The sequence below is a fragment of the Cellulomonas hominis genome (genome assembly GCF_005239125.1).
Lineage (GTDB): Bacteria > Actinomycetota > Actinomycetes > Actinomycetales > Cellulomonadaceae > Cellulomonas > Cellulomonas hominis_A.
Window position 1 is genome coordinate 1 of record NZ_SZYE01000050.1, and the last position, 22,045, is coordinate 22,045.

Annotated in this window: 19 protein-coding genes and 1 pseudogene; 7 read left to right on the forward strand and 13 right to left on the reverse strand. The window is 76.1% G+C overall.

Annotated features, from left to right (window positions below; translation table 11 throughout):
* The 6 genes from FA014_RS08350 to FA014_RS08375 all read right to left on the reverse strand — a co-directional run.
* Positions 1-245: hypothetical protein (locus FA014_RS08350; RefSeq protein ID WP_154729234.1), on the reverse strand; the 245-nt coding region annotated here is incomplete at its 3' end.
* Between the two features lie 16 nt (positions 246-261).
* Positions 262-705 carry a flagellar export chaperone FliS gene (locus FA014_RS08355; RefSeq protein WP_154729235.1) on the reverse strand — a complete coding sequence of 148 codons (444 nt, stop codon included), beginning with the start codon at positions 703-705 and terminating at the stop codon, positions 262-264.
* Positions 706-730: 25 nt separating this feature from the next.
* Positions 731-2,086 carry a flagellar filament capping protein FliD gene (gene fliD / locus FA014_RS08360; protein WP_154729236.1) on the reverse strand — a complete coding sequence of 452 codons (1,356 nt, stop codon included), beginning with the start codon at positions 2,084-2,086 and terminating at the stop codon, positions 731-733.
* A 191-nt stretch (positions 2,087-2,277) separates the two neighbouring features.
* Positions 2,278-3,453 carry a flagellin N-terminal helical domain-containing protein gene (locus tag FA014_RS08365; RefSeq protein WP_154729237.1) on the reverse strand — a complete coding sequence of 392 codons (1,176 nt, stop codon included), beginning with the start codon at positions 3,451-3,453 and terminating at the stop codon, positions 2,278-2,280.
* A 114-nt stretch (positions 3,454-3,567) separates the two neighbouring features.
* Positions 3,568-5,121: a glycosyltransferase family 2 protein gene (locus FA014_RS08370; protein WP_154729238.1), complete on the reverse strand. Its 1,554-nt coding sequence runs from the start codon at positions 5,119-5,121 to the stop codon at positions 3,568-3,570.
* 185 nt (positions 5,122-5,306) lie between these two features.
* The gene (locus tag FA014_RS08375; RefSeq protein ID WP_230322975.1) at positions 5,307-6,182 is read right to left on the reverse strand and encodes a sigma-70 family RNA polymerase sigma factor; all 876 of its coding nucleotides are present in this window, start codon (positions 6,180-6,182) and stop codon (positions 5,307-5,309) included.
* 377 nt (positions 6,183-6,559) lie between these two features.
* On the opposite strand from FA014_RS08375, the gene flgN reads away from it, so the two are divergent.
* The 6 genes from flgN (at position 6,560) to FA014_RS08405 (ending at position 11,588) form a co-directional block, all read left to right on the forward strand.
* Positions 6,560-7,045 (forward strand): flagellar export chaperone FlgN, encoded by a 486-nt coding sequence (gene flgN / locus FA014_RS08380; protein WP_154729239.1) that lies wholly within the window; start codon positions 6,560-6,562, stop codon positions 7,043-7,045.
* A 55-nt stretch (positions 7,046-7,100) separates the two neighbouring features.
* Positions 7,101-8,537, forward strand: a complete 1,437-nt coding sequence (flgK, locus tag FA014_RS08385; RefSeq protein ID WP_154729240.1) for a flagellar hook-associated protein FlgK — start codon at positions 7,101-7,103, stop codon at positions 8,535-8,537.
* The gene (flgL, locus tag FA014_RS08390) at positions 8,534-9,439 is read left to right on the forward strand and encodes a flagellar hook-associated protein FlgL (protein WP_154729241.1); all 906 of its coding nucleotides are present in this window, start codon (positions 8,534-8,536) and stop codon (positions 9,437-9,439) included. Before flgK ends, flgL begins: the two co-directional genes overlap by 4 nt.
* On the forward strand, positions 9,436-9,861 hold the full coding sequence (locus tag FA014_RS08395) for a flagellar assembly protein FliW (protein WP_154729242.1): 426 nt from the start codon (positions 9,436-9,438) through the stop codon (positions 9,859-9,861). Before flgL ends, FA014_RS08395 begins: the two co-directional genes overlap by 4 nt.
* A gap of 59 nt (positions 9,862-9,920) precedes the next feature.
* On the forward strand, positions 9,921-11,171 hold the full coding sequence (locus FA014_RS08400; protein WP_154729243.1) for an EAL and HDOD domain-containing protein: 1,251 nt from the start codon (positions 9,921-9,923) through the stop codon (positions 11,169-11,171).
* Between the two features lie 174 nt (positions 11,172-11,345).
* Positions 11,346-11,588, forward strand: coding sequence for a DUF2530 domain-containing protein (locus tag FA014_RS08405; protein WP_230322976.1), 243 nt, complete (start codon positions 11,346-11,348; stop codon positions 11,586-11,588).
* 54 nt (positions 11,589-11,642) lie between these two features.
* On the opposite strand, the gene FA014_RS08410 is transcribed toward FA014_RS08405, so the two are convergent.
* The 7 genes from FA014_RS08410 to FA014_RS08440 form a co-directional block, all read right to left on the reverse strand.
* Entirely contained in the window at positions 11,643-12,869 is a 1,227-nt protein-coding gene (locus FA014_RS08410; protein WP_154729244.1) for an MFS transporter, read from the reverse strand.
* On the reverse strand, positions 12,866-16,156 hold the full coding sequence (locus FA014_RS08415) for an ATP-binding protein (RefSeq protein ID WP_154729245.1): 3,291 nt from the start codon (positions 16,154-16,156) through the stop codon (positions 12,866-12,868). Before FA014_RS08415 ends, FA014_RS08410 begins: the two co-directional genes overlap by 4 nt.
* Positions 16,153-17,103, reverse strand: a complete 951-nt coding sequence (locus tag FA014_RS08420) for a DUF3027 domain-containing protein (RefSeq protein WP_154729246.1) — start codon at positions 17,101-17,103, stop codon at positions 16,153-16,155. The genes FA014_RS08415 and FA014_RS08420 overlap by 4 nt, the downstream gene beginning before the upstream one ends.
* A gap of 2 nt (positions 17,104-17,105) precedes the next feature.
* Complete coding sequence (locus FA014_RS08425) at positions 17,106-17,489, reverse strand: cold-shock protein (RefSeq protein ID WP_147795518.1); 384 nt, start codon at positions 17,487-17,489, stop codon at positions 17,106-17,108.
* 143 nt (positions 17,490-17,632) lie between these two features.
* Positions 17,633-18,904, reverse strand: coding sequence for an EAL and HDOD domain-containing protein (locus FA014_RS08430; protein ID WP_154729247.1), 1,272 nt, complete (start codon positions 18,902-18,904; stop codon positions 17,633-17,635).
* A gap of 165 nt (positions 18,905-19,069) precedes the next feature.
* Positions 19,070-20,287 (reverse strand): M20 metallopeptidase family protein, encoded by a 1,218-nt coding sequence (locus FA014_RS08435; RefSeq protein ID WP_154729248.1) that lies wholly within the window; start codon positions 20,285-20,287, stop codon positions 19,070-19,072.
* A gap of 1 nt (position 20,288) precedes the next feature.
* Positions 20,289-21,578 (reverse strand): MFS transporter, encoded by a 1,290-nt coding sequence (locus FA014_RS08440; protein WP_195969214.1) that lies wholly within the window; start codon positions 21,576-21,578, stop codon positions 20,289-20,291.
* 99 nt (positions 21,579-21,677) lie between these two features.
* Between FA014_RS08440 and FA014_RS08445 the strand changes: the two are divergent.
* Positions 21,678-22,045: pseudogene (locus FA014_RS08445) on the forward strand (helicase-associated domain-containing protein); the annotation flags it as partial.

Genomic DNA, 22,045 nt, shown 5'->3' on the forward strand with positions numbered 1-22,045 from the left:
GACTCGATCAGCGTGGCCTGGCGGTCGAAGGACAGCGCGATCGCGTCGGCGTCGTACTGCTGCTCCTTGCCGTAGGTGTTCACGGTCAGGTCGACGGCGCGCTCGGCGCCGAGCTCCATCTCGGTGAGCGCGGCCACCCAGGCCGCCTCGCGGCCGGCGCGGCCGCGGTCGGGGGCCTCGTGCTCGCGGGACGTCCCCGGGCGGGCGTCCGCGTCGAGCGCGGCGCCGGGGGTGGTGCGGTCCACGGGCGCGACCGCCGTCTCAGCCGACACCGAGCACCCCGGTGCCGGTCTCGGCCCCGTCGACGGCAGGGGCGCGGCGCTGCGTGGGGACGTCGTTCGCGACGGTCTGCGCGGCCTCGCGCCAGGCGTCGGCGAGCGGCGCGACCAGGCCGCGGCACGCGGCGGCGCGGTCGGCGTCGCCCGCCATGCTCGCGCCGATCATCTCGGACAGCAGGAACGTGTAGACCGAGAGCAGGCGGTCGCCGCCGTCCCACTCCGCCACGTTCAGGTTCGCGATGAACTCGGCGACGATCTCCTGCGCGTGGGCGAGCTGCTGGGTGCCCGTGGCGCGGTCGCCCGCGCGCAGCGCGACCTCCGCGCGCTCCAGGTCGAGCAGCAGCCTGTCGTACAGCATGGTGAGGAGCTTCGCCGGCCCCGCGGTCGCGACCGCGTCGGCGAGGAACCGGGTCCGGGCGTCGTACACGGCGGTCCTTTCGGCAGGGCTCGGGTCAGTCGGAGGAGCCCGAGAGCTGCTTGAGCTGGGTGGTGAGGTAGCTGGACTGGGAGTTGAGGTTCGAGAGCTGGACCTCCATCGCCGCGTACATCGTGGTCAGCGAGGCGCGGCGCGCCTCCAGCCGGATGTCCCAGTCGGCGATGCGGTCGGTCAGGTCCTTGACCTCGCTGTTGTAGCTCTGCACCTGCAGCGTCAGCGTGCCCTTGGCGGAGTCCGAGGCCACCTCGCCGACCTTCTGCAGCGAGCCGGCGACGCCCTGCACGGCCTTGCCCACCGCGTCGGGGTCCTTCGTCAGCGCGGTCTGGAACGCCGCCGCGTCGAAGGTGAAGGTGCCGTCCTTGCCGAGCGAGATGCCGATGCCCGCCAGCGAGGTGTTGCTGGCGCTGTTCGACCCGGCGGCCAGCAGCGACTGCTGCAGGCCGCGGACCGTCGCGTTCCCGGAGAACAGGCCGGCGGTGACGATCGCGGTGCCCTCGTCGTTCGTGCCGGTCTTGCTCGTGGTGTACGACGTGATGTCGCCCAGCACGGCGTTCAGGTTGTTCACCAGCGCCTGCGCCAGGGCGGACAGCTTGGAGTCGTCCCGGGTCACGTCGACGGTCACCGGGTCGGTGGTCTTGGCGGTCACCGTGACGTTCACGCCGGTGACGAGGTTCTCGAACACGTTCTTGGCCGAGGTCACCTTCTGCTCGGCGCCGGTGCCGGGCCACAGCACGATCTCGGCGTCGGAGGCCGCGCGGATCTCCTTGGACGCCAGGGTGGCGCCGTCGGCCGCGTTGCCCACGGCGACGCTGAACGTGTTCTCCTTGCCGGTCTCGGTGCCGGTGAGCTGCAGCCGGTACTCCGGGGCGGCGGCCGTGCCGACGTTGAGGGCGGACGCCTTGACGCCCGTGCCCTCGGCGTTGAAGGCCGCGACGATGTCGCCGATGTTGTCGCTCAGCGCCGTGACGGAGACGGTCTCGCCGTCCGCCCGGGTGAGCGTGAAGCTCGGGGTGGCCGACGTGTAGCCCGTCGGCAGGGTGTACAGCGTCGACTGCGAGGCCGCGACCGAGTCGACGCGGAACGTCACGCTCGACGGGCGGGCCTCGGAGGTGGTGGTCGCGGTGACCGACTCGGCGGAGGACTTCGCCTTGACGGCCTCCCAGGACGACGGGGACGCGGCGGCCTTCGCGGCCGCGGTCAGGGAGGCGACCTTGGTGTTGAGGGCCTGCAGCGCCGTGGACTGCGACGAGACCGTGGTCTTCTTCTTCGCCAGCAGCTTCTGCTGGTTGGCCTCCAGCGCGATGGTGGAGTCGATCAGGTCTGCCGTGGGGAAGTTGCTGATCAGCCCGGTGCTGAAGGTGATGCCGGCCATCGGGTCCTGTCCTCCTGGTGGTGCTGCGGGCGCCCCGGGTCGGCGGGGCCGAGATGCGACGCGGGCGGCGGTGGACGGTGCGTCCACCACCGCCCGCGTCGGTCGTGCTGGTCCTGCTGGTCGTGCGTCCTCGGCGGGACGCCGGCCCCGGTCCCGTCACCGCGAGGTGGCCGGGACCGGAGCCGGACGGCTCACTGGAGGAGCTGGAGCACGCTCTGCGGGATCGACTTGGCCTGCGCGAGCATCGCCGTGCCGGCCTGCGAGAGGATCTGCGCCCGGGTGAACGAGACCATCTCGGACGCCATGTCGGTGTCGCGGATCCGGCTCTCCGAGGAGGTCAGGTTCTCGACCGCCACGTTGAGGTTGTTGATGGTGTGGTCGAAGCGGTTCTGGACCGCACCGAGCTGCGAACGGACCTTCGACACGTCGGTGATCGCCGCGTCGATCTTGTCGATCGCCTCGGTGGCGCCGGACTTCTGGCTGAAGACCGGGGACGCCGCCGCGACCTCGGAGGCGGTGGCCGTCGAGGCCGGGGTGGCGCCCGTGAAGGACACGCCGGTGGTGCCGGCGGCCGCCACGGTCACGGAGGTGCCGAAGACCTTCTCGGCCGCCGCGGTGATCGCCGCGAGGGCGCCGGCCGCGGTGGTGACGCCGGTGTAGTCCACCGAGGCCAGGTCGAACGACTTGGAGCCGACCGTGACGGTGCCGTTCAGCGCCTTCAGGGCCTCCAGGTCGGTCGGGTCGGCCGTGACGGCCACCGAACCGGCGGTGCCGGCGACGGCGTTGGTCACGACGGCCGTGCTGGCGTCGCTGGCGACCTTGGTCACGTCGATGCCGTTGACGTCCAGGCCCGTGGCGGACAGGCCGCCGGTGCGCTTGAGGTCGACGGTGATCTTGTCCTGGTCGGAGGTGTTGGCGCCGACCTGGAACGTGCCCGAGTAGTTGCCGTCCAGCAGCTTGGTGCCGTTGAACTGCGTGGTGTCGGAGATGCGGGTCAGCTCGGTCTTGAGCTGGTCCATCTCGTCCTGGATGTTGCCCTTGGCGGTCTCGGAGAGGCCGCCGTCGTTCGCCGCCTGCACGGACAGGGTCCGCATGCGCTGCAGGATCGAGTGCGTCTCGGTGAGCGCACCCTCAGCGGTCTGGACGACGGAGATGCCGTCCTGGGCGTTGCGCACGGCCTGCTTGGTGCCGCCGATCTGGGCACGCAGGCCCTCGGAGATCGCCAGACCAGCAGCGTCGTCCGCCGCGCGGTTGATGCGCAGGCCGCTCGACAGCTTCTCGAGCGACTTGCTCAGGTCGTTCTGCGTGTTGGACAGGTTGCGGTACGAGTTCAGCGCCGCGATGTTCTGGTTGATCGAGAGAGCCATGATGGTTCTTCCTCCGTGAGTGGGCTCAGTGGCGGCCCTTCCGTGGGCACACCCTGGACATCGGACGGTCGCCGCGACCCCTGAGGGTTTTTCTGCGACGTGTCCGAGGTCGGTTCAGACCGCGGCGCCGACGAGGCCGGGGGCGACGATCTGCAGCTCGGCGAGGACCTCGGCCTCGTCGGCCGGGTCCACGTGCGCGAGGGCGTCCTCGAGCCCGGCCAGGCCGCGCTCGTCGCCGTACGCGCTGTAGGCGAGGGCACCGGCCACGGCGCGCTGGCGCGGGTGGGCCAGCGGGTCGCGCGCGATCAGCACCAGCGGGCACGCCTCGGCCTGCCCGGTGCCGCGCAGGTGGGCCGACCACCCGGCCGCCTCCTCGAGCGACATCGTCGGGGCGAGGTGCGCGGCGCCGGCCAGCACGGCCGGGTCGCCGGGGCGGACGTCCCGCATCCAGCCCAGGAACGTCCGGGCCTCGACGGTCGCGTCCATCGCGCACCACGTCACGTACTGCCGCCACATCGCGTCCGGCATCGCGGCGAGCAGGCGCCGGCACTCGTCCTCGGTGAGCAGCCGCTGCAGGCCGGCGGTCGCGCCGGGGGCGACGCCGTGCCCGATCGCCGCGAGCGCCGCGAGCACCGCGCGCCGGCGGTCGCCCGTCACGACGTGCGCCCACAGCTCCGTGGTGACCAGGCTCGCCCGGTCGACCCGCTCGCCGTAGGCGTTGACGGTGGTGGTGGGGATGCGCTCGACAGCGGCGAGCGCCCCCGCGGCGTCCCCGCGCTCGGCGAGGACCTGGGCACGGGCGGCCAGCGCGAACGCCGGGTTGTCGTCGCTGCGCTCCCACAGGTCGAGCCAGCGGTCGGCCGCCGCGGCGTCGCCGAGCGCGACGGCCGCGAGGTGGACCGAGCGGGCCAGCAGCACGGCGTGCCGGGGCGAGGCGAGGCCCGCGGCCGCCAGCGCGTCCGCCTCGGCCAGCGCCGCCGCGTGGTCGCCGGCCATCTCGAGCGAGCGCGCGAGGTCGACCCGGTGCAGCTCCAGCGCCACGGGGTCGCCGGCACCGCGGGCCGCCTCGACCTGCTCGCGGGCGAGCTCGACGTTGCGGCGCCCCTTGTCCTTCTCGGCGACGACCTCCGGGCGGTAGCCGCTGTGCCGCAGCTCGATCCCCGCGGCGGGGCGCTGCGCGTCGGCGGGCCGGCCGGTGGCGCGCAGGACGGGCTGCTCGTGCAGCCGGCCCACCCAGGTGTGCAGCTCCCGGCGGAACACGCGCGAGCCCGCGAGCACCGTGTCCGCGGCACCCAGACCGAGGGGCAGCGCCGGGCCGGCGCCCAGGTTCCGGATGAGCACCGTGTGCGCCACGCCGCCGTCCCGGCCGAGCGACGCGCGGAACGCCTCGGGGTCGCCCGCCACCACCTCGTCGGCGTCGACGGACAGGACCCAGTCGCCGGTGGCGTGCGCCAGCGCCCGGTCGCGCGCGGCGCCGAAGTCGTCGTCCCAGTAGCCGTCGACCACGAGGTCGGTGTGCCGCCGGGCGATCTCCCGGGTGCGGTCGGTGGAGCCGGTGTCGTAGACGACGACCTCGTCGGCCCAGGACAGCGCCGCGAGGCAGTCGTCGAGGACGGCCTCCTCGTCCTTGACGATGAGGACCGCGGAGACGGTGGGGCGTGCGGGCATGACGTTCCTCCGGTCGGGTGACTGCCCTGCCGATCGGCGCGCCCGCGGCGCTCCTGAGCGTTCGGCGGCGCGCCGGCGGCCCCGGACGCGGCGAGGGCGCCGCCCGCGTGCTGCGGACGGCGCCCTCGGACGCGCGTGAACGTGCTGCTGCTCCCCCGCCGGCTGCCCGGCGGGGCGCCGCGGTCTCAGACCGCGGCGGTGGTGATGCGGTCCGACCCCTCGAACGGCGTGGGGACGGAGCGGACCTCCTCGGCACGGTGGCCGGCGGCGGTCATGGCGGCGCGCGAGGCGACCGCGGCGAAGTAGGTGCGGCGGCGGCGCTCGGCGACCCCGTCGGGACGCTCGGCGACCGGGACCATGTCCGGGTCGAGGCTGGCGTTCAGGCCGTCGCGCATGAGGGCGAGGCCCTCGGTGCGCAGCTGGCTGATCCGGGACTGGGTCACGCCCAGCTCGTCGGCCAGCTCGGCCACAGACCGGTCCTGCAGGAACAGCCCCTCGATGACGGTGCGCAGCCGGTCGGGCAGCGTGTCGACCGCGGCGCGCAGGTAGCGCAGCCGCTCGCCGATCAGCACGTTGTCCTCGGGGCCGGGGGCCTCGTCGCGGACCAGGTCGGCGACCGGGTGCACGGTGGCGTCCATCGACAGCACGCGCCGCTCGGCGTCCTGGCGGGCCTGGTCGACGGCGGCCAGGTCGGTGCCGAGCGCGTGCGCCAGCTCCTCGCGGGTGGGCGTGCGGCCCAGGGTCGCGGTGAGCCGGTCGCTCGCGGCCGACAGCTCGCGGGCGCGGTGCCGGGCGCCGCGGGACGCCCAGTCCATCGAGCGCAGCTCGTCGATGAGCGCGCCGCGGATGCGCAGCGCGGCGTACCGCGCGAACGGGACGCCGGTCTCGGGGTCGTACGCGCGGGCGGCGAGCACCAGAGCGAGGTGGCCGGCGGACACGAGGTCCTCGCGGCTGACGGTGGCGGGGACCCGGGAGAGGACCTCGCTCACGTGGTACCCCACGATGGGCATGTGCGCGACGACGAGGTCGTCGGCGGCGGGGGTGGCTGCAGAGCTGTTCACGAACCGGTTCTCGGCGGGGGTGAAAGCCGCCTTGAGTCTTTGACTTGAAGTTCATGAAGACCCGATCTATGCGACTTCCGCGGCCATTTCGGACGTACCGGAAAGACAAATCGGACATCCGCCGACATAGTTCCGGGCGGAGTTGAGGAGTTGTGACACACGTCACACTCGGGAGATCGCTGTCCTGTCAGATACAGGGACTGACCAGTCGGTTCAATCGCGGTGCCCGGAGCGGCGGCGTACGGGCGCCCACCCCGTGTCCGGTTTCGCTCAGGACCGCGGGCGCCGTCCCGATAGGACAGGCATCACGCCACGGCCGGCACCCCGCGCCGGGCGTGGCGACCACACCACCGCCGCTTCGAAGGAGGGCACGCCCGATGGCCCTGAGCCAGCTGTCCGACGTCCTGTGGACCGAGCGCCGCCTGCTCGAGCTGCTGCTGTTCAAGCTCGAGGAGGAGCAGCTCGTGCTCACCAGCGGGCGCACGCGGTGGCTGGCCCACGCCACGCGGGAGGTCGAGTCCGTGCTGGAGCAGATCCGGGACGCCGAGCTCGGCCGCTCCGCCGAGGCCGACGCGGTCGCCCTCGAGCTGGGCCTGGAGCCCGGCGCCACGCTGCGGACGCTCGCCGAGCACGCCCCCACCCCGTGGGACGACCTGCTGCACGCGCACCGCGACGCCTTCGTCCAGCTCACCACCGAGATCGCCCAGCTGGCCGACGGCAACCGCGAGCTGCTCGCCATGTCGCACCGCGCGACCCAGGAGACGCTCATGTCGCTCCAGGAGTCGGTGCAGACCTACGACCCCCAGGGTCACACGGCGACCCCGGCCGACCGCAGCGCGCAGCTGCTCGACCAGTCCTTCTGACCAGGCCGACCCGGCCGCCCGAGACGACCCGAGACGACCCGAGGAAGAGGATCCGTTGAGCACCTTCTCCGGACTGGGCACCGCCCTCAGCTCCCTGATCGCGCAGCGCCAGGCGCTGGAGGTGTCCTGGCAGAACATCGCGAACGCGAACACCGTCGGGTACACCCGGCAGCGCGCCGCCATGGCCTCCCTGCCGGCCGCCACCGTGCCGTCGATGTTCTCCACCAGCGACGGCGTGGGCATCGGCACCGCCGTGACCGGCATCGACCGGCTCGGGGACGCGTTCCTCGACGCCCGCGTCCGCAACGAGACCTCGGGCGCCTCGCGGCTCGCGTCGGTCGCCACCGAGTACAAGACGCTCGAGACCACCATCGGCGAGCCGAAGGCCACGGGCTTCTCGAAGGACCTGTCGAGCTTCTGGAGCTCCTGGTCCGACGTCGTCAACGACCCGACGTCCGACTCCGCGCGCTCCGTGCTGCTCCAGCGCGGCAAGGCCGTCGCGGACCGGCTGTCGACCATGCACCAGGACATCGGCACCCAGTGGCAGCAGGCCCTGACCACCACCTCGGCCCTGGTCACCCAGGTGAACACCACGGCCGCGAACGTCGCGGACCTCAACACCCGCATCCTCGCGATCACCAACGCGGGCGGCTCGGCGAACGAGCTGATGGACCAGCGCGACCTGCTCGTCACGCAGCTGTCCGGCCTGGTCGGCGCCTCGGCGCGGACCCGCGACGACGGCACCGTCGACGTCATGGTCGCCGGCAACGCCCTGGTCTCCGGGAACACCGCCAACCAGCTCGCCGTCTCGTCCGACAGCCCCGCCTCGATGGGCGACGCGATGGCGGCCGGCGCGCCGGCCGTCTCCATCGTGTGGGCGCGCAACGGCAACCCCTCGGGCATCGAGGGCGGGCGGGTCGCCGGCCTGCTGACCACCCTGGCCCCGCAGAGCAGCGGCGGGATGCTCACCAGCGCCGCGGCCGCGGTCGACGAGGTGGCCACCCAGGTCGCCACCACCGTCAACGCGATCCACACGACGGGCTACACGGTCGACGGCTACGGCACCGGCACCCCCGGCGGCGCGTTCTTCACGTTCGACCCCGCGAACCCCGCGCGCAGCCTGGCCGTCGCGATCACCGACCCGGACGGCATCGCCGTGGCCGGGGCCGGCAAGGGCGCGCACGACAGCAGCGTCGGCCGGGAGATCGCCGCGCTCGCCAAGTCGACCTCCGGCGCGGACGCCACCTGGTCCGCCTTCGTCGTCGACCTCGGCGTCCAGTCGGCCAGCGCCTCCTCGCGCGCCACCGTCGCCGAGGCCGCGCGGTCCACCGCCGCGTCCGCGCAGCTCGCGCAGACCAGCGTCGACACCGACGAGGAGACCGTGAACATGCTCGCGTTCCAGCGGGCCTACGAGGGGGCGGCCCGGGTGCTCACGGCCGTCGACGAGATGCTCGACACGCTGATCAACCGGACGGGGGTGGTGGGCCGATGACCACGATCGGCCGCGTCACGCACTTCACGGTGCGGAACTCGACGCTCAACAACGTGCAGGCCAACCTGCAGCGGATGGCGGACCTGCAGGCGCAGATGTCGTCGGGCAAGAAGATCAACGCGGCGTCCGACGACCCGTCCGGCACCGCCGACGTGCTGCGCCTCCAGGGCGAGCAGCGCCAGCTGGCGCAGTACGACCGCAACGCCGCCGACGGCGAGGCGTGGCTGAGCACGATCAACGACGCGCTCACCACCTCGCTGTCGACGCTCCGCAAGGCCCGGGACCTCACCGTCCAGGGCGGCAACGGCGCGCTCGGCATCAACTCGCGGGTCGCGCTGGCGCAGGAGATCGAGGGCCTGCGGGACAACCTGCTGGCCCAGGCCAACACCACCTACCTCGGGCGCTCCGTGTTCGCGGGCACCACCGCGGGGGCGGCGTTCACCGACGGCTCGACGCCCGCCACCGCGTACGCGTTCTCCGGCGCCGGCGTCGACGGCACCGTGACCCGGACCGTCGCCAGCGGCACCGTGATCCGGGTCGACTCCTCCGGCGCCGCCGTGTTCGGCGAGGGCACGGACTCCGTGTTCGCGCTGCTGGACTCGATCTCCGCCACGCTCCGCGCCGGCGGCGACCCGTCCGACCAGCTGACCGCGATCGACGGCCACCTCGACGCGATGACGACCGAGGTCGCCTCGGTCGGCGCCCGGCAGAACCAGGTCGACGCCGCGCAGGACCTCATCGCGCAGAGCCAGCTGACCGCGACCACGCGGCTCAGCGCGGTGCAGGACATCGACCTCGCCCAGATCATCCTGGACCTCGGCTCGCAGGAGGTCGCCTACAAGGGCGCCCTCGCCGCGGGCGCCAAGGTCCTCCAGCCGACACTCCTGGACTTCCTCCGATGACCGCTGAGCTCGCCGACGCCCCGCGTCGCACCCACCTGCCCGAGCACCTGCACCTGCGCGCGCCCATGCCGGGCCTGACCGGGTACGAGGACTTCACGCTCACCCCGCTGGACGACACCGGCGTGCTGTACGCGCTGCGCGCCGAGCCCGCGGGCGCCCGCCCGGTCCGGCTGTTCGTCGTCGACCCCGACGCGTTCTTCCCGGACTACCACCCGGCGATCGCCGGGGACGTGCTCGCCGCGATCGGCGCCGACGCCGCGCACGCCGTGCGCCTGGTGGTCGTGCGCCCGGCCGACGCCGGCGAGCCGCCCACCGCGAACCTGCTGGCCCCGCTCGTGCTCGACCCCGCCAGCGGCGCGGCCGTGCAGACCGTCCTCACCGAGGACTGGCCGCTGCGGGCCCCGCTCGCGCCGGCCGCCTGACGCCCGCCGCACCGCCAGCTCCCGCCCCGCCCGCCGACCGAACCGACCAGGAGATCGTGATGACCTCGACCCTCGGCGCCGACGCCGGGTCCCCGCGCGCCGCGAGCGGCAGCCCGATCCCCATCGGCGGCGGCGAGACCACGGTCCTGCGGCAGCCCGTCGTGCACCACGACCGCTCCGTGTACGGCTACGCCGTGCGGGTCCTGGTCAGCGGGCCCACCGGCGCGTCCCTGCCCGACGAGAGCACCGAGGTCGCCGTCGAGGCCGCGTACCGGCGCCTCGACCTGACCGGGCTCGCGGGCGACAAGCCCGTGCTGCTCCGCGCGACCGCCGGGCTGCTGTCCGGCACGGCGGCCGTCTGGTACGACGCCGACCGGCTCATGCTGGAGATCACCCCGTCGCTCGCCCGGCGGCCCGACGTCGACACCCTGCTCGCCGCCGCGGTCGCCCGCGGCAGCCGGCTCGCGCTCGCCGACTACGACGGCTCGGCCGCCCAGGACCGGCTGCTCGAGCGGGTGTCGATCGTCAAGGTCGACCTGCAGCGCGGCGCCGACCACTGCGCCGCGCTCGTCGCCCGCGCGCACGCCGCCGGGGCGACCGTCGTCGCCGAGCACACCGACACCACCGAGCGCCTCGAGATCGCGCAGGCCCTCGACGCCGACCTGCTCCAGGGCCCGATGTTCCACCGCGACCCCCCGGTCACCCGCCGGTCGTTCTCCGCGGGCGAGCTGCAGTGCCTCGAGCTGCTCCGCGTGCTCTCCGAGGAGCAGGTCGACCAGCAGACCGTCGTGCGCACCGTCGCCTCCGACCCCGAGCTGTCCATGCGGGTGCTGCACCTGGTGAACTCCTCGGCGTTCGGCCTGCGGCGGGAGATCGACTCCGTGCTCCAGGCCGTCGTGCTGGTCGGGCCCCGGCAGCTGCACGCCCTGGCGATCGCGTCGCTCATCGACGCCAAGCCGGCCTCCGTCGGCACCCTGTGGGCGATCCTGACCCGCGCGATGACCTGCCACACGATCGCCGGGGACGACGCCGGGTACACGGTCGGGCTGCTGTCCGCCGTCGCCGCCCAGCAGGGCATCGACCTCACCGAGCTCGTCTCGCGCACGGGCGTCTCCGACGCCCTCGGCGGGGCGCTGCTGCGGCGCGAGGGCCGGCTCGGCCAGGTGCTCGCCGCCGTCCTCGCGCACGAGGAGAACGACACGGCCGCGGTCGCGGCCACCGGCCTGGAGCCCTGGGACGTCGCGCACGCCTACCTCGCGGCCGTCCCGAGCGCCCTGGCCACGGCCACGGCCCTCGCCTTCGGCGAGTAACCCCCGCCCCCCGCACCCCCCACCCCCTCCCCCTCCGCACACCCTCGCCGAGACCGCACTCGTCGCGGGGTTCCGCCGCCCGGAACCCCGCAGCTGGTGCACGCTCGGCGACCGGCCGGGCGGGGTCCGGGGCGGGGTCCGGGGGCTGGGGCCGGACCGCATAGGGTGGTGGCCGTGCCGTCGTTCATCCACCTCGCCCTGCGCCCGGAGAGCCGCAAGCCCGCACCGGACCCGGTCCCGGTGAGCATGCGGCCGGTGTTCCTGGTGGGCATCGGCGCGTGGCTGGTGGCCCTGGTCGTCGCGCTCGTGCTCTGGCTGACGGGGTCCGCGGGGCCCCACGGGGTCTGGGCGTGCGTCACCGGGGTCGCGCTCGGCGCCGTCGGCCTGGCCTGGGCCCGCCGCCGCCCCGGCCGCTGACCCCTCGCCTCCCCCGCCGAGCGGGCGGCGGGCGTCCCCGCCCGGCGGCGACGGCTACCGGCCGGTGGCTGCCTCCGCGGCGGCCCGGGCGGCAGCCGCGCGAGCGCGGGTCCGGCCCGTCGCGTGCTCGGACCACCGCGGCACGAACGCCGCCAGCGCGCCGGCCGCCAGCAGCCCCGCCGCCCCCATCGTCACGATGCCCGCGGCCAGGCTGCCCGCCGCGGCGACCGCGGACACGACCAGGGGCCCCGCCGCCGCACCGGAGTCCTGGAACACCCGCCAGACGCCGAGGAACTGCGCCCTGCCCTCCGGCGGCGCCACGTCCGCCCCGAGGGTCATGAGGATGCCGGAGCCGATGCCGTTGCCCAGGCCCATCACCATCGCCACGACGGACAGCCCCGCCAGCGTCGACGTCAGCGGCAGGACCGCGATGGCCCCGCCGAGCACCACCATCGACGGCACCGCGACCCACAGCCGGCCGCGCCGGTCCATCACCCGGCCCGCGGGGTAGAACAGCAGCATGTCGACGGCGCCCGAGAGGCCGAACACCAGGCTGGTCGTCGCCGGCGCGAACCCCAGGTGCTCGGACCACAGCGGCAGCACGACGCCGCGGGTGGCGCGCACGGCACCGACGAGCACCACCGCGAGCCCGAGGGTCGCGAGCAGCCGCCGGTGCCGCCGGACCAGCCCCGCGCTCGACACCCGCGCCCGGTCGCGCGCGGCGGGTCGCCGGTCGTCGACGTCGCGCGCGAACCCGACGACCGCCGCGGCGGCGACGGTGGTGCCGACCGCCAGCCAGAACACGGCGCGCAGGTCGGCGACGTGCAGCACCGCCGCGCCGAGGAACGGGCCGAGGAACACCCCGATCCGGGACACCCCGCCGAGGGTCGACAGCGCCCGCGCCCGGTTCACGACCGGGACGACCTCCGTCAGGTAGGCCTGGCGGGCGAGGTGGAACACCGCGGAGGCGGCACCGGTGAGCAGGACGCCGACGGCGAGCACCGGGAGCGTCGGGGCCAGCGCGCTGACGCCGAGGGCGACGCACGCGACGAGGGCGGCGACGAGCATGGCGCGCCGGTCGCCGACCCGGGCCGCCAGGGCGCCCGCGGGCACGTCGCCGAGGATCTGCCCGACGCCCACCAGCGCCACGATCAGCGCCGCCTGGTCCAGCCCGGCGCCCATGCCCGCGGCCACCAGGGCCACCACCGGGGTGACCGCGCCGAGCCCCGTCTCGTACAGCAGGGCGGGCAGGTAGGCGGAGGTCAGCAGGCTGCGGGTCATCGGCCGTCCATCATGCCCCCGTCGTCGGCGACCCGCTCCACGGCCAGCTCCGCGGCGCGTCCCGGCTCGACCAGGACGAGCTCCACCGCGTGCCGCAGCCGCCACGCGCCGCACGCCTGCGCGAGCCCGCGGGCGAGCCCGGCGAGGTGCGTCGCGTGCACGATGGCGTCCGGGCCGGTGCCGTCCACCCACCAGTCGACCGGCACCCCGTCCACGCGCAGCGACTCGTGCTCGATCCAGGTGTCCGGCGCACCGGGCAGCAGCGCGGCCACCGCCTCGGGGGTGGCGGCCAGGGACCCCGCGTCGTCGCCGTCCCCCTCGTCGACCAGACCGTCCGCGAGATCCCCCGCCAGCGGGACGCCGAGCGCGTCGGCGAGGTCCTCGGGGTCGACCGGACCGGTCACCGGCACCATGGCCGCGACGTCGGCGCGCTGCCACCACATCGGCGCCGGGGCGACCGCCACGTCCTCGGCGTGCACCAGCGCGACCCGGTCGGGCGCGATCAGCGCGGGCAGCACGTCCACGTCCGGCGCGGCGTCCGGCTCCGCGGCGGCCAGCCCGGCCCACGCGGACCACACCGCCGCCGCGAGGTCCAGGTCCACCCGGCCGCCCACCGGTGCCGCCGCCCGCAGCAGCAGGTTCCACGCACCGGGCGGCACCGCCCCGAGCGACGCGACCCCGCCCAGGGCCACCTGCGCGGCGGGGTCGAGCGCGGCGACCTCCTCGGGCGCGGGCGGCAGCAGCCGGGCGACGGCGGGCTCGGCCCCCGCCACCGCGAACGGCGTGGCCAGCGGCAGCCCGGACCGGTGCCGCAGCCACCACGCGGTGTACCCGGGCGCGGCGCCGCCGCCGGGCACGCGCACCTCGTCGAGCAGCGCGCGACGCAGCGGCCCGGGCTCGGCGAGCCGCGCGAGCAGCTCCGGCCACGCCGACGGGTCCGCCGCGTCGAGGTCGGCGACGGCCAGCACCTCCGGCAGGGTCTCGCCCTCGCCCACCGCCGCGGCGACCTCGGCGAGCCACGCGTCCCAGCCGTCGAGCGCGTCCGTGACCAGGTCCGCGTCGTCGTCCGCCGGCGCGAGGTCGTCCGCCGACGCGGCGACGTCGGTGAGCACGAGCGGCACCAGGTCGGCGCGGACGCCCGCGGCGGCGAGGGCGTCCGCGCCCCACCGCTCGACGGCGTCGGCGGCGACCGGGGCCAGCACCCGGGGGTCGAGCAGCCGTGCGGCGCGCGACCCGGGCAGGACGAGGCCGTGCGCGGGCGCGGGCTCGCCGTCGGCGGCGCGCAGGGTGAGCAGGCCGAGGACGGCGCGCTCCACCGGGACGGGGGCCGGGCCACCGGGGGTCGGGTCACCGGGGGTGGAGTGACCGGGCGCGGCCGGCGTCGGGACCGTGCCGTCCGCGACCGCGGCGCGCACCAGGGCGAGCACGGCGTCGCTGATCTGCTCGGCGGCGTCCACGTCGTCCTCGCCCGCCTGGTCGAGCACGGCCTGCCGCACGCCCGGGTGCGCGAGCAGGGACGCCGGGTCCGCGGGCGCCGCTCCGAGCCGCTCCAGCACCTCGTGCGCCGCGCCGGGGTGCACCAGCCGCACCCCCCAGCGGCCGAGGACCGCCAGCGCCGCGGCGACCGGGCCCGCGGCGTCCAGCGCACCGGCGACCGGCAGCAGCAGGCCGCGCGCCCCCCGCACCACCCGGCCGTCGGCCAGCGGGACGGGCAGCGCGGCGAGCGCCTCGCGGACGAGCGGGTCGCCGACGGCCGGGGCGAGGGCCGCGTAGAGCGCGCGCCACCGCTCGGGCGGCAGGCCGGACGCGGCGGGGAGCTCCTCGACGACGTCGGCCGCCTCGCGCACCTCGACGCCCAGGGTCCGTGCCGCACCGAGGCCGCCGTCGGGCAGCACCACCAGGCCGGCGAACCACGGGGCGAGCGCCGAGGTCAGCTCGGGGGCGGACGGGCCGGCGAGCGCGACGGCGCGCTGGGGCTCGACCAGGGCGCCGGGGTCGGCGGGGCGCGGGTGGTCGGTGCCCGGGTGGTCGGTGACCGGGTCGGCGGCGCCCGCCGGCGGGAGCAGGGGCGTGCGGGCCAGCGCCTCGACCAGCCGGCCGCGCAGCGCCGCGTCCAGGTCGCTCGCGGGCAGGCCGCGCGGGACGAGGCGCAGGGCGTCCGCCCCGTCGGCGGCGAGGTCGGCGGCGAGCAGGGCGTACGCCTCGGCGGCGACGTCCAGCAGGGCGTCGGTCGCGCGCCCCCGCGCGGCGTGCCGCCGGGTGGGGTCGAGGGGCACCGTCGCGACCAGCAGCGCGGGCAGGTCCAGCGCGTCGTCGGTGGGCGTCGGCGCGTGCAGCACCCGGTCCCAGCGCGGGCCGGTCCCGCCGACCTCGCCGGCCGGCAGCGCCCAGGTCACGCGCCAGCGCCGCCGGGACCGCTCCTCGACGGGCCGGTCCGCGAGCCGGGCCGGGTCGAGCTCCCCCTCGACGGTGCGGCGCCGCCAGCGCCGGTCGACCTCGGCGACGCGGCGGCGGTGGCCGGCGAGGTCGTCCTCGACCACGACCTCCGTCAGCCCGGGGAGCGCGAGCAGCAGCGGGTCGCCGACCTCGGCGAGCATCGCCCGCACGTCGTCGGCCGCCACCTCGTCCCGGAGCGTGAGGACGACGGCCGTGTCGTAGCCCTCGGGCGGACGGCCGGCGTCCTCGCGGGGCAGCCGGAGGGCGGGCAGCGAGCCCTCCCGGCGGGCGACCTCCTCGGCGAGCCGCGGCTCGTCGGCCGCGGCCAGCGCCAGCTCCCCGCGGGTGTCGTCGAGCGAGAACCGCACGGCGCCGGACGTCGACCGCACCCGGACCTCGTCGGCGACGGCCCGGACGGCGGCGAAGCCCACCCCGAACCGGCCGACGAGACCCGGCCCGGGCGTCGCGCCGCCGCCGGGGCCCGGCCAGTCCCGGGTCGCCGAGGCGCGCATGGCGGCCATCGAGGCGACCCCGGCGGGGTCGAGCGGGGCGCCGGTGTTCGCCGCGACCAGCACCAGGGGGCCCGGCCCGGACCTCGTCCCGGCGTCCTCCGCGGCGTCGTCCACCGCGTCGAGCGTCGTCAGCCGCAGCAGGAGCCGCCCGGCCGTCCCGGCGCGCACGGCCGCGTCGGCGGCGTTCTGCGCGAGCTCGACCACGACCCGGTCGCGGTAGTACCCCCGGGCGTGGTCCTCCTCGGTGTTCGCGTCCTCGCGCAGGCGCGCCGGGTCGGCGCGCCACGTCCCCAGCACCCGCTCGCGCAGCGCGCGCGTGCCGAAGACGTCGGCGGTCACGACCGGGGCTCGTCCTCCGCGGGCGACGCGTCCTCGGCCGCCTCGTCCTGCGCCGCGCCGGCACCGGTCACGACGTCCTCGGTCACGACGTCCTCGGTCACCGCGGCCTCGCCCTGCTCCGGGGCCACCTCGACGGCGACGGGCTCGACGGCCGCGTCGACGACCGCGGCCGCCTCGCCTGCGTCGCGCCCGGCCCCGACGACGTCCGCCGTCGGCACCACGTCCAGCTCGCGGGCCACCGGGACCTCGGGCCACTCGGACGGCCGCGGCTCGACGTCGGTCTCGGAGTGCGCGCCGCAGCCGTGCTCGAGCGCGACCACCCGGCCGTCGTCCGGCGACCACTCGTTCACGCACACGCCGAACACGGTGCCCAGCGGCCCCTGGAGCGGCACGAGGAACCCGCACGTCATGCACGGCTCGGCGGAGGCCACGGCGCCGGCGGAGGCCGGTCCCTGCTTGGAGCGGTACCAGCGCTCGGCGGCCTCGGCGATGCCCAGGGGCGACAGCACCCGGTTGCGGGCGAGGGCGAGCTCGCCGATGGCGACCTCGTCGATCTCCGGGTCGCCGGTCGGGGTGAACCCGGGCTCGAGGCGCGGGTCGTCCGCGCGGAACGGGAGCACGTCGCCGGGGCCGACGTCGCCCGGGCGCAGCCGCTCGTCCCACGGCACCCAGGCGGGCGCGAGGACGGCGTCGTCACCGGGCAGCAGCACGGCCTCGCAGACCGTCGCCTTCCGGGCGCGCGGCACCCGGGACAGCGTCACGGTCCACACCCAGCCGCGGTAGCCCTTGGCGGTGCACGCGAACCGGTGCGAGACGAGCCGGTCGGCCTCGACGGTGTACCCGAGGTGCTCGCCGACGTCCTGCGGGTGCTCGGCGAGCTCGAGCGCGGCCTCGCGGGCGAGGTCGACGGCGCCGCCGAGCACGGCGTCCTGGGTCGCGGTGGCCATGCTCAGGCCTCGAGGTCGTCGGCGACGGCGCGCAGCAGGGTGGCGACCTGCTCGGCGCGGGACTTCTCGGGGCGGCGGCCGCGGCGCAGGTCGTTGCCGACCCGGTCGAGCACCTTGATGAGGTCCTCGACGATGACGGCCATGTCGTCGGCGGGCTTGCGCTGGACGGCGGCGACCGAGGGCACCGGGTCGAGCAGCTTGACCGCGAGCGCCTGGGGGCCGCGGCGGCCGTCGGCCACGCCGAAGTCCACCCGGGTGCCCGGCTTGGGGGTGCCGATGCCCGCGGGCAGCGCGGACGCGTGCAGGAACACCTCGGTGCCGTCGTCGGCGGCGATGAAGCCGAAGCCGCGATCGGTGTCGAACCACTTGACCTTGCCGGTGGGCACTGCGATCCCCTGTGCTCGTCGGAACTCGCGCGGCGTCGCGCCGCACGTCACCAGGCTACCGGTCGCGCCGCCCGGCGGGTGCCCCCGTCCACGGCCCGACGGGACCACCCGGGCGGGCGCGGGCGGGCGGCCCGGGCGGGGGCTCAGCCGAAGGCCACGTCCTCGCCCGGCACCGCCTGCAGCCGCGGGACGGGCTGGTAGACGGTGGCGAGCAGGGCGCGCGCCTCGCGGAGCGCCGTCAGGTACACGAGCGACACGTGCAGGGCGGAGTACGGCGACCGGATGGACGGCACGGCCTCCTCGGCGATCGCGTCGAGGTAGGCGTCGAGCACGTCGCAGGCGGCGACGACCCGGGCGCTCGGCTGCGAGCGGTGCAGCTCGGGGTCGAGCTCGGCCACCGGCACGTCGAGCAGCTCGGACACGATGCGGACCAGCGCCTCGGTGGACGCCTCCAGCGGGTCCTGCGGCGCGAGGATCTCCGCGGCCCGGGTGCGGGCGAGCGCCATGAGCGGGATCTCGTCGTCGTGGTGGCCCGCGGTCGCGAGCACCTCCAGCACGAGCATCGCGCGGAACCGCTCGCGCCCCAGCAGCACCAGCGCCTGGTGCAGGTTGCGCACGGTGCGCCCGGCGCCGGACACCGAGTTCACGACCCGGAAGACCTTGAGCGCGATGGCGGGGTCCGCGGCCGTGAGCCGGGCCAGCCGGCGGTAGGACACCTGCGGGTCGCCCAGCTGGACGAGCAGCCGCCCGGAGACCATGGCGTGGTGCGCGAGCGCCGGCCGGGTGAGCACGGTGGGCCGGCGGAAGTGGTAGCCCTGGAACAGGTCGAAGCCGGCGTCCTGGGCGGCGAGGAAGTCGGCCTCGTCCTCGACGTGCTCGGCGACGAGGGCGGCGTGCGGGGCGACCGCGCGCAGCTCCGCGGCGAACGCGGCGAGCCGGTCGCCGACGTCGGACATGTCGACCTTGACGTAGTCGCACAGCGGGAGCAGGTCCCAGCGCTGGTCGCCCGGCACGAAGTCGTCCAGCGCGATGCCGAACCCGATCCGGCGCAGCCGCTCGACACCGGCGACGACCTCCTCGTCGGCGGGGACGTTCTCCAGGACCTCCAGCACGACGCGGTGCGGGTCGAGCGCGACCGGCAGCTCGTCGACGATGAACGACCGGGGGACGTTGACGAACAGGTCGCCGTTGCCGGCCAGGTCCTCGACGCCGAACTCCGTCAGCGTCGCCACGATGACCGTCGCGGTGGCGCGGTTGTCGTCGATGCCGGGGCGCACGCCGGACTCCAGCGCGTCCGGGCTGGCCCGGAACAGCAGCTCGTGCCCGATCGGCCGGCTCAGCACGTCGTAGATGCCCTGGCGCGCCACGCACACCTCGCGCGTGGCCCGGGGCAGGTGCCCCGCCGTGATCGACATGCGTGTCCTCTCCGCTCGAGCGCGCGGCCCGCCCGTCGACGGGCGCGCCGACCCCTGTCATCGGCACCGGTGAGGCGGACCTGAGCCCTCGCGCGGGTGGAGCCCCGGATCAGGCGGGGTCCTCCCCCGGTCGGGTGCGCCCGTGCGCCCGACCGGGGGTGCGGGTCACCCCTCCGCGAGCCGGTCCAGGGCGAGCGCCGCGAGCACCGCCGGGCCCACCGCGAGCGCCCCGTCCTCGAACCGCGCCTGCGCGGAGTGGTTGTACGGCGCGGTGCGCGGGTCGAGGTCCGCGGGCGTGGCCCCGACGCCGAGGTAGGCGCCGGGCACCTGCTCCAGCACGTAGGAGAAGTCCTCCGATCCGGCGAGCGGCTGCGGGGCGGTGACGTAGGACCGCTCGCCGAACAGCCCGGCGGCGAGCCGCGCGACGCGGTCGGCCTCCTCGGGCCGGTTCGACGTGACCGGGTAGCCGGGCCGGTAGTCGACGGTGACCGACAGGCCGTGCGCGGCGGCGACGCCCTCGCACACCCGGGCGACCCGCTCGGGCACCAGGCCGTGCACCCCCTCGGAGAACGTCCGCACGGTCGCCTCGATGCGCGCGTCGGCGGGGATGACGTTGTCGGTGGTGCCGGCCTCGATCCGCCCGACGGTCACCACGACGGGGTCGAACACGTCGAACTGCCGGGTGACCATCGCCTGGAGCGCGAGCACGATCTCGGCGGCCACCGGCACGGGGTCGAGCGCGAGGTGCGGCATGGAGCCGTGCCCGCCGCGGCCGTGCACCGTGACGTGCACGGTGTCCGCGGCGGCGAGCAGGGTGCCGGGGCGGCTGGTGATCGCGCCGGTGGGCAGCAGCGCCGACAGCACGTGCAGGCCGTAGGCGGCGACGACCCGGTCCCCCGCCGCGTCGAGCACGCCCTCCTCGATCATCAGCCGGGCGCCGTGGTCGCCCTCCTCGCCGGGCTGGAACATCAGGACGACCGAGCCGGCGATCTCCTCGCGCCGCGCGGCCAGCAGCCGGGCCGCCGCGACCAGGCCCGCGACGTGCAGGTCGTGGCCGCAGGCGTGCATGGCGCCGGGCGCCTCGCTCGCGAACGGCTCGCCCGACTCCTCGGTCACCGGCAGCGCGTCCATGTCGGCACGCAGCAGCACCGCGGGCCCGGGCCGCGCGCCGCGCAGGACGGCGACGACCGAGGACAGCCCGGCGCCCGTGCCGACCTCCAGGCCGAGCGGCTCGAGCGCCGCGAGGACCAGCGCCTGGGTGCGCGGCAGGTCGAGCCCGATCTCGGGCGTGCGGTGCAGCGCGTGCCGGAGCGCGGCGGTGTCGGGCAGCAGCGCGCGGGCGTCGGCGCGCAGGGCGTCGAGGGCGGAGCGGTCGAGCGGCATGTCAGACCTCCGTGGGGTGCGGTGCGGCGGGCGCCGCGGCCGGATCGGCGCGGGTGCCCGCGAGCGTCTCGACGGGGTAGAGCAGCCGCTCGCCCACCAGCCACGAGCCGACGGCGGACACCGTCAGCCCCGCCGCCGCCCACACCGGGACGAGGCGCAGCGCGTCGCGGGAGATCAGCCACTCGGCCACGAACAGGAACGTACCGCCGAACAGCGCGATGGCCGCGCCCGCCGGGACGCCCAGCGCGACGGCGCGGATCGGGACCGGGAACAGCCGCGCCCCGGCGACCGGCGTGACGCCGAGCTGCAGGCCGACGCAGATCGTGAACAGCGGCGCCGCCACCAGGTACGGCACGACGCCGGCCGCCATCCCGAGCATGAGCGGCACCACCAGCACCGCCGCCGCGGTGAACCCGGTGCGGATCAGCGCGAGCGGCCCGAACCGGTCGGCGAGGAAGCCGGAGACGATCATCGCGACCAGCAGGCAGATCAGCGCCACGGTGTGCTGCGCGGCGGCCTGGGTCTCGGTGTACCGGCCGGTGTGCCCGGCGAACTCGGGCAGGTACACGGACCCGAAGTAGACGCCCATCGTCGAGCCGATGGTCAGCATGAACGCGAGCGCCATCCGTCCCGCGTGCCGGCGCAGCAGCGGGCCGGCCGGCTCGACCCCGGCCGCGCGGGCCCGCTCGAAGACCGCCGACTCGGGGACGCCGCGCCGGATCCACACCGCCAGCAGCCCGCACAGCGCCGCGACGACGAACGCGATCCGCCAGCCGCCGTCGCGCAGGCCGTCCGGGCCGAGCACGCCGAGCAGCACCGCGAGCACCACGGTGCCGCCGAGCGTGCCGAGCGCGTCGCCGGAGTAGGCGAACGCGCCGTACCGGTGCCGGCGCTCGGGCGGCGCCACCTCGACGACGTAGGTCGCCGCCGTGGCGACCTCGCCGCCCATCGCGATGCCCTGGAGCATCCGGGCGACGACCACGACCACCGCGGCCCACCAGCCGGCGACGGCGTAGGTCGGGGCCGCCGCGATGACGGCCGCGCCGAGCGCGATGAGCGACACCGACGCCAGCAGCCCGGTCCGCCGGCCCCGCGTGTCGGTGATCCGCCCCATGACGTACGACCCGAGCGGCCGGACCACGAAGCCGACGGCGAACACGACGTACGCGCCGAGCACCCGGGTCACCGGGTCGTCGCCGGGGAACACCTGCCCCGCGAAGTACGGCGCGAGCAGCGCGTACATCGTCCAGTCCAGCGACTCGACGAAGATCCCCGCGGTGCTCGCCACCACGACCCGCGTCCTGCGCACCCGTGCCATCGCTGCCTCCCGGCGGCTCGCCCCGGCGGACCGGGCCCCGTGCCGGCGCCGCCGGAACGTATCGTGGTGCGGATGGCCACGTTCAGCGAGCACCTGCGCGGCAGGTCGGACGACGAGCTGGTGCGCCTGCTGCTGCGGCGCCCCGACCTGGCGCACCCGTCGCCCGCCACGCTCGCCTCCCTCGCCGCCCGGGCCACGAGCCGGCCGAGCCTCGAGCGCGCGCTCGCGGGCGTGGACGCGGCGGTGCTGCAGGCGGTCGAGGCCGTGGTGGCGCTGCTCGCCGGGTCGACCGACCCCGCGGACGGGGTGCGGGCCCGGGACGTCGTGGCGGCGGTCGGCGCCTCCCGGGCGGATTCCCCCGCGGTCCGTGCCGCGCTGGCCACGGCGACGGACCTCGCGCTGGTGCACCCCGCGGGTCGGACGCCCGGCCGCCCGCGGGG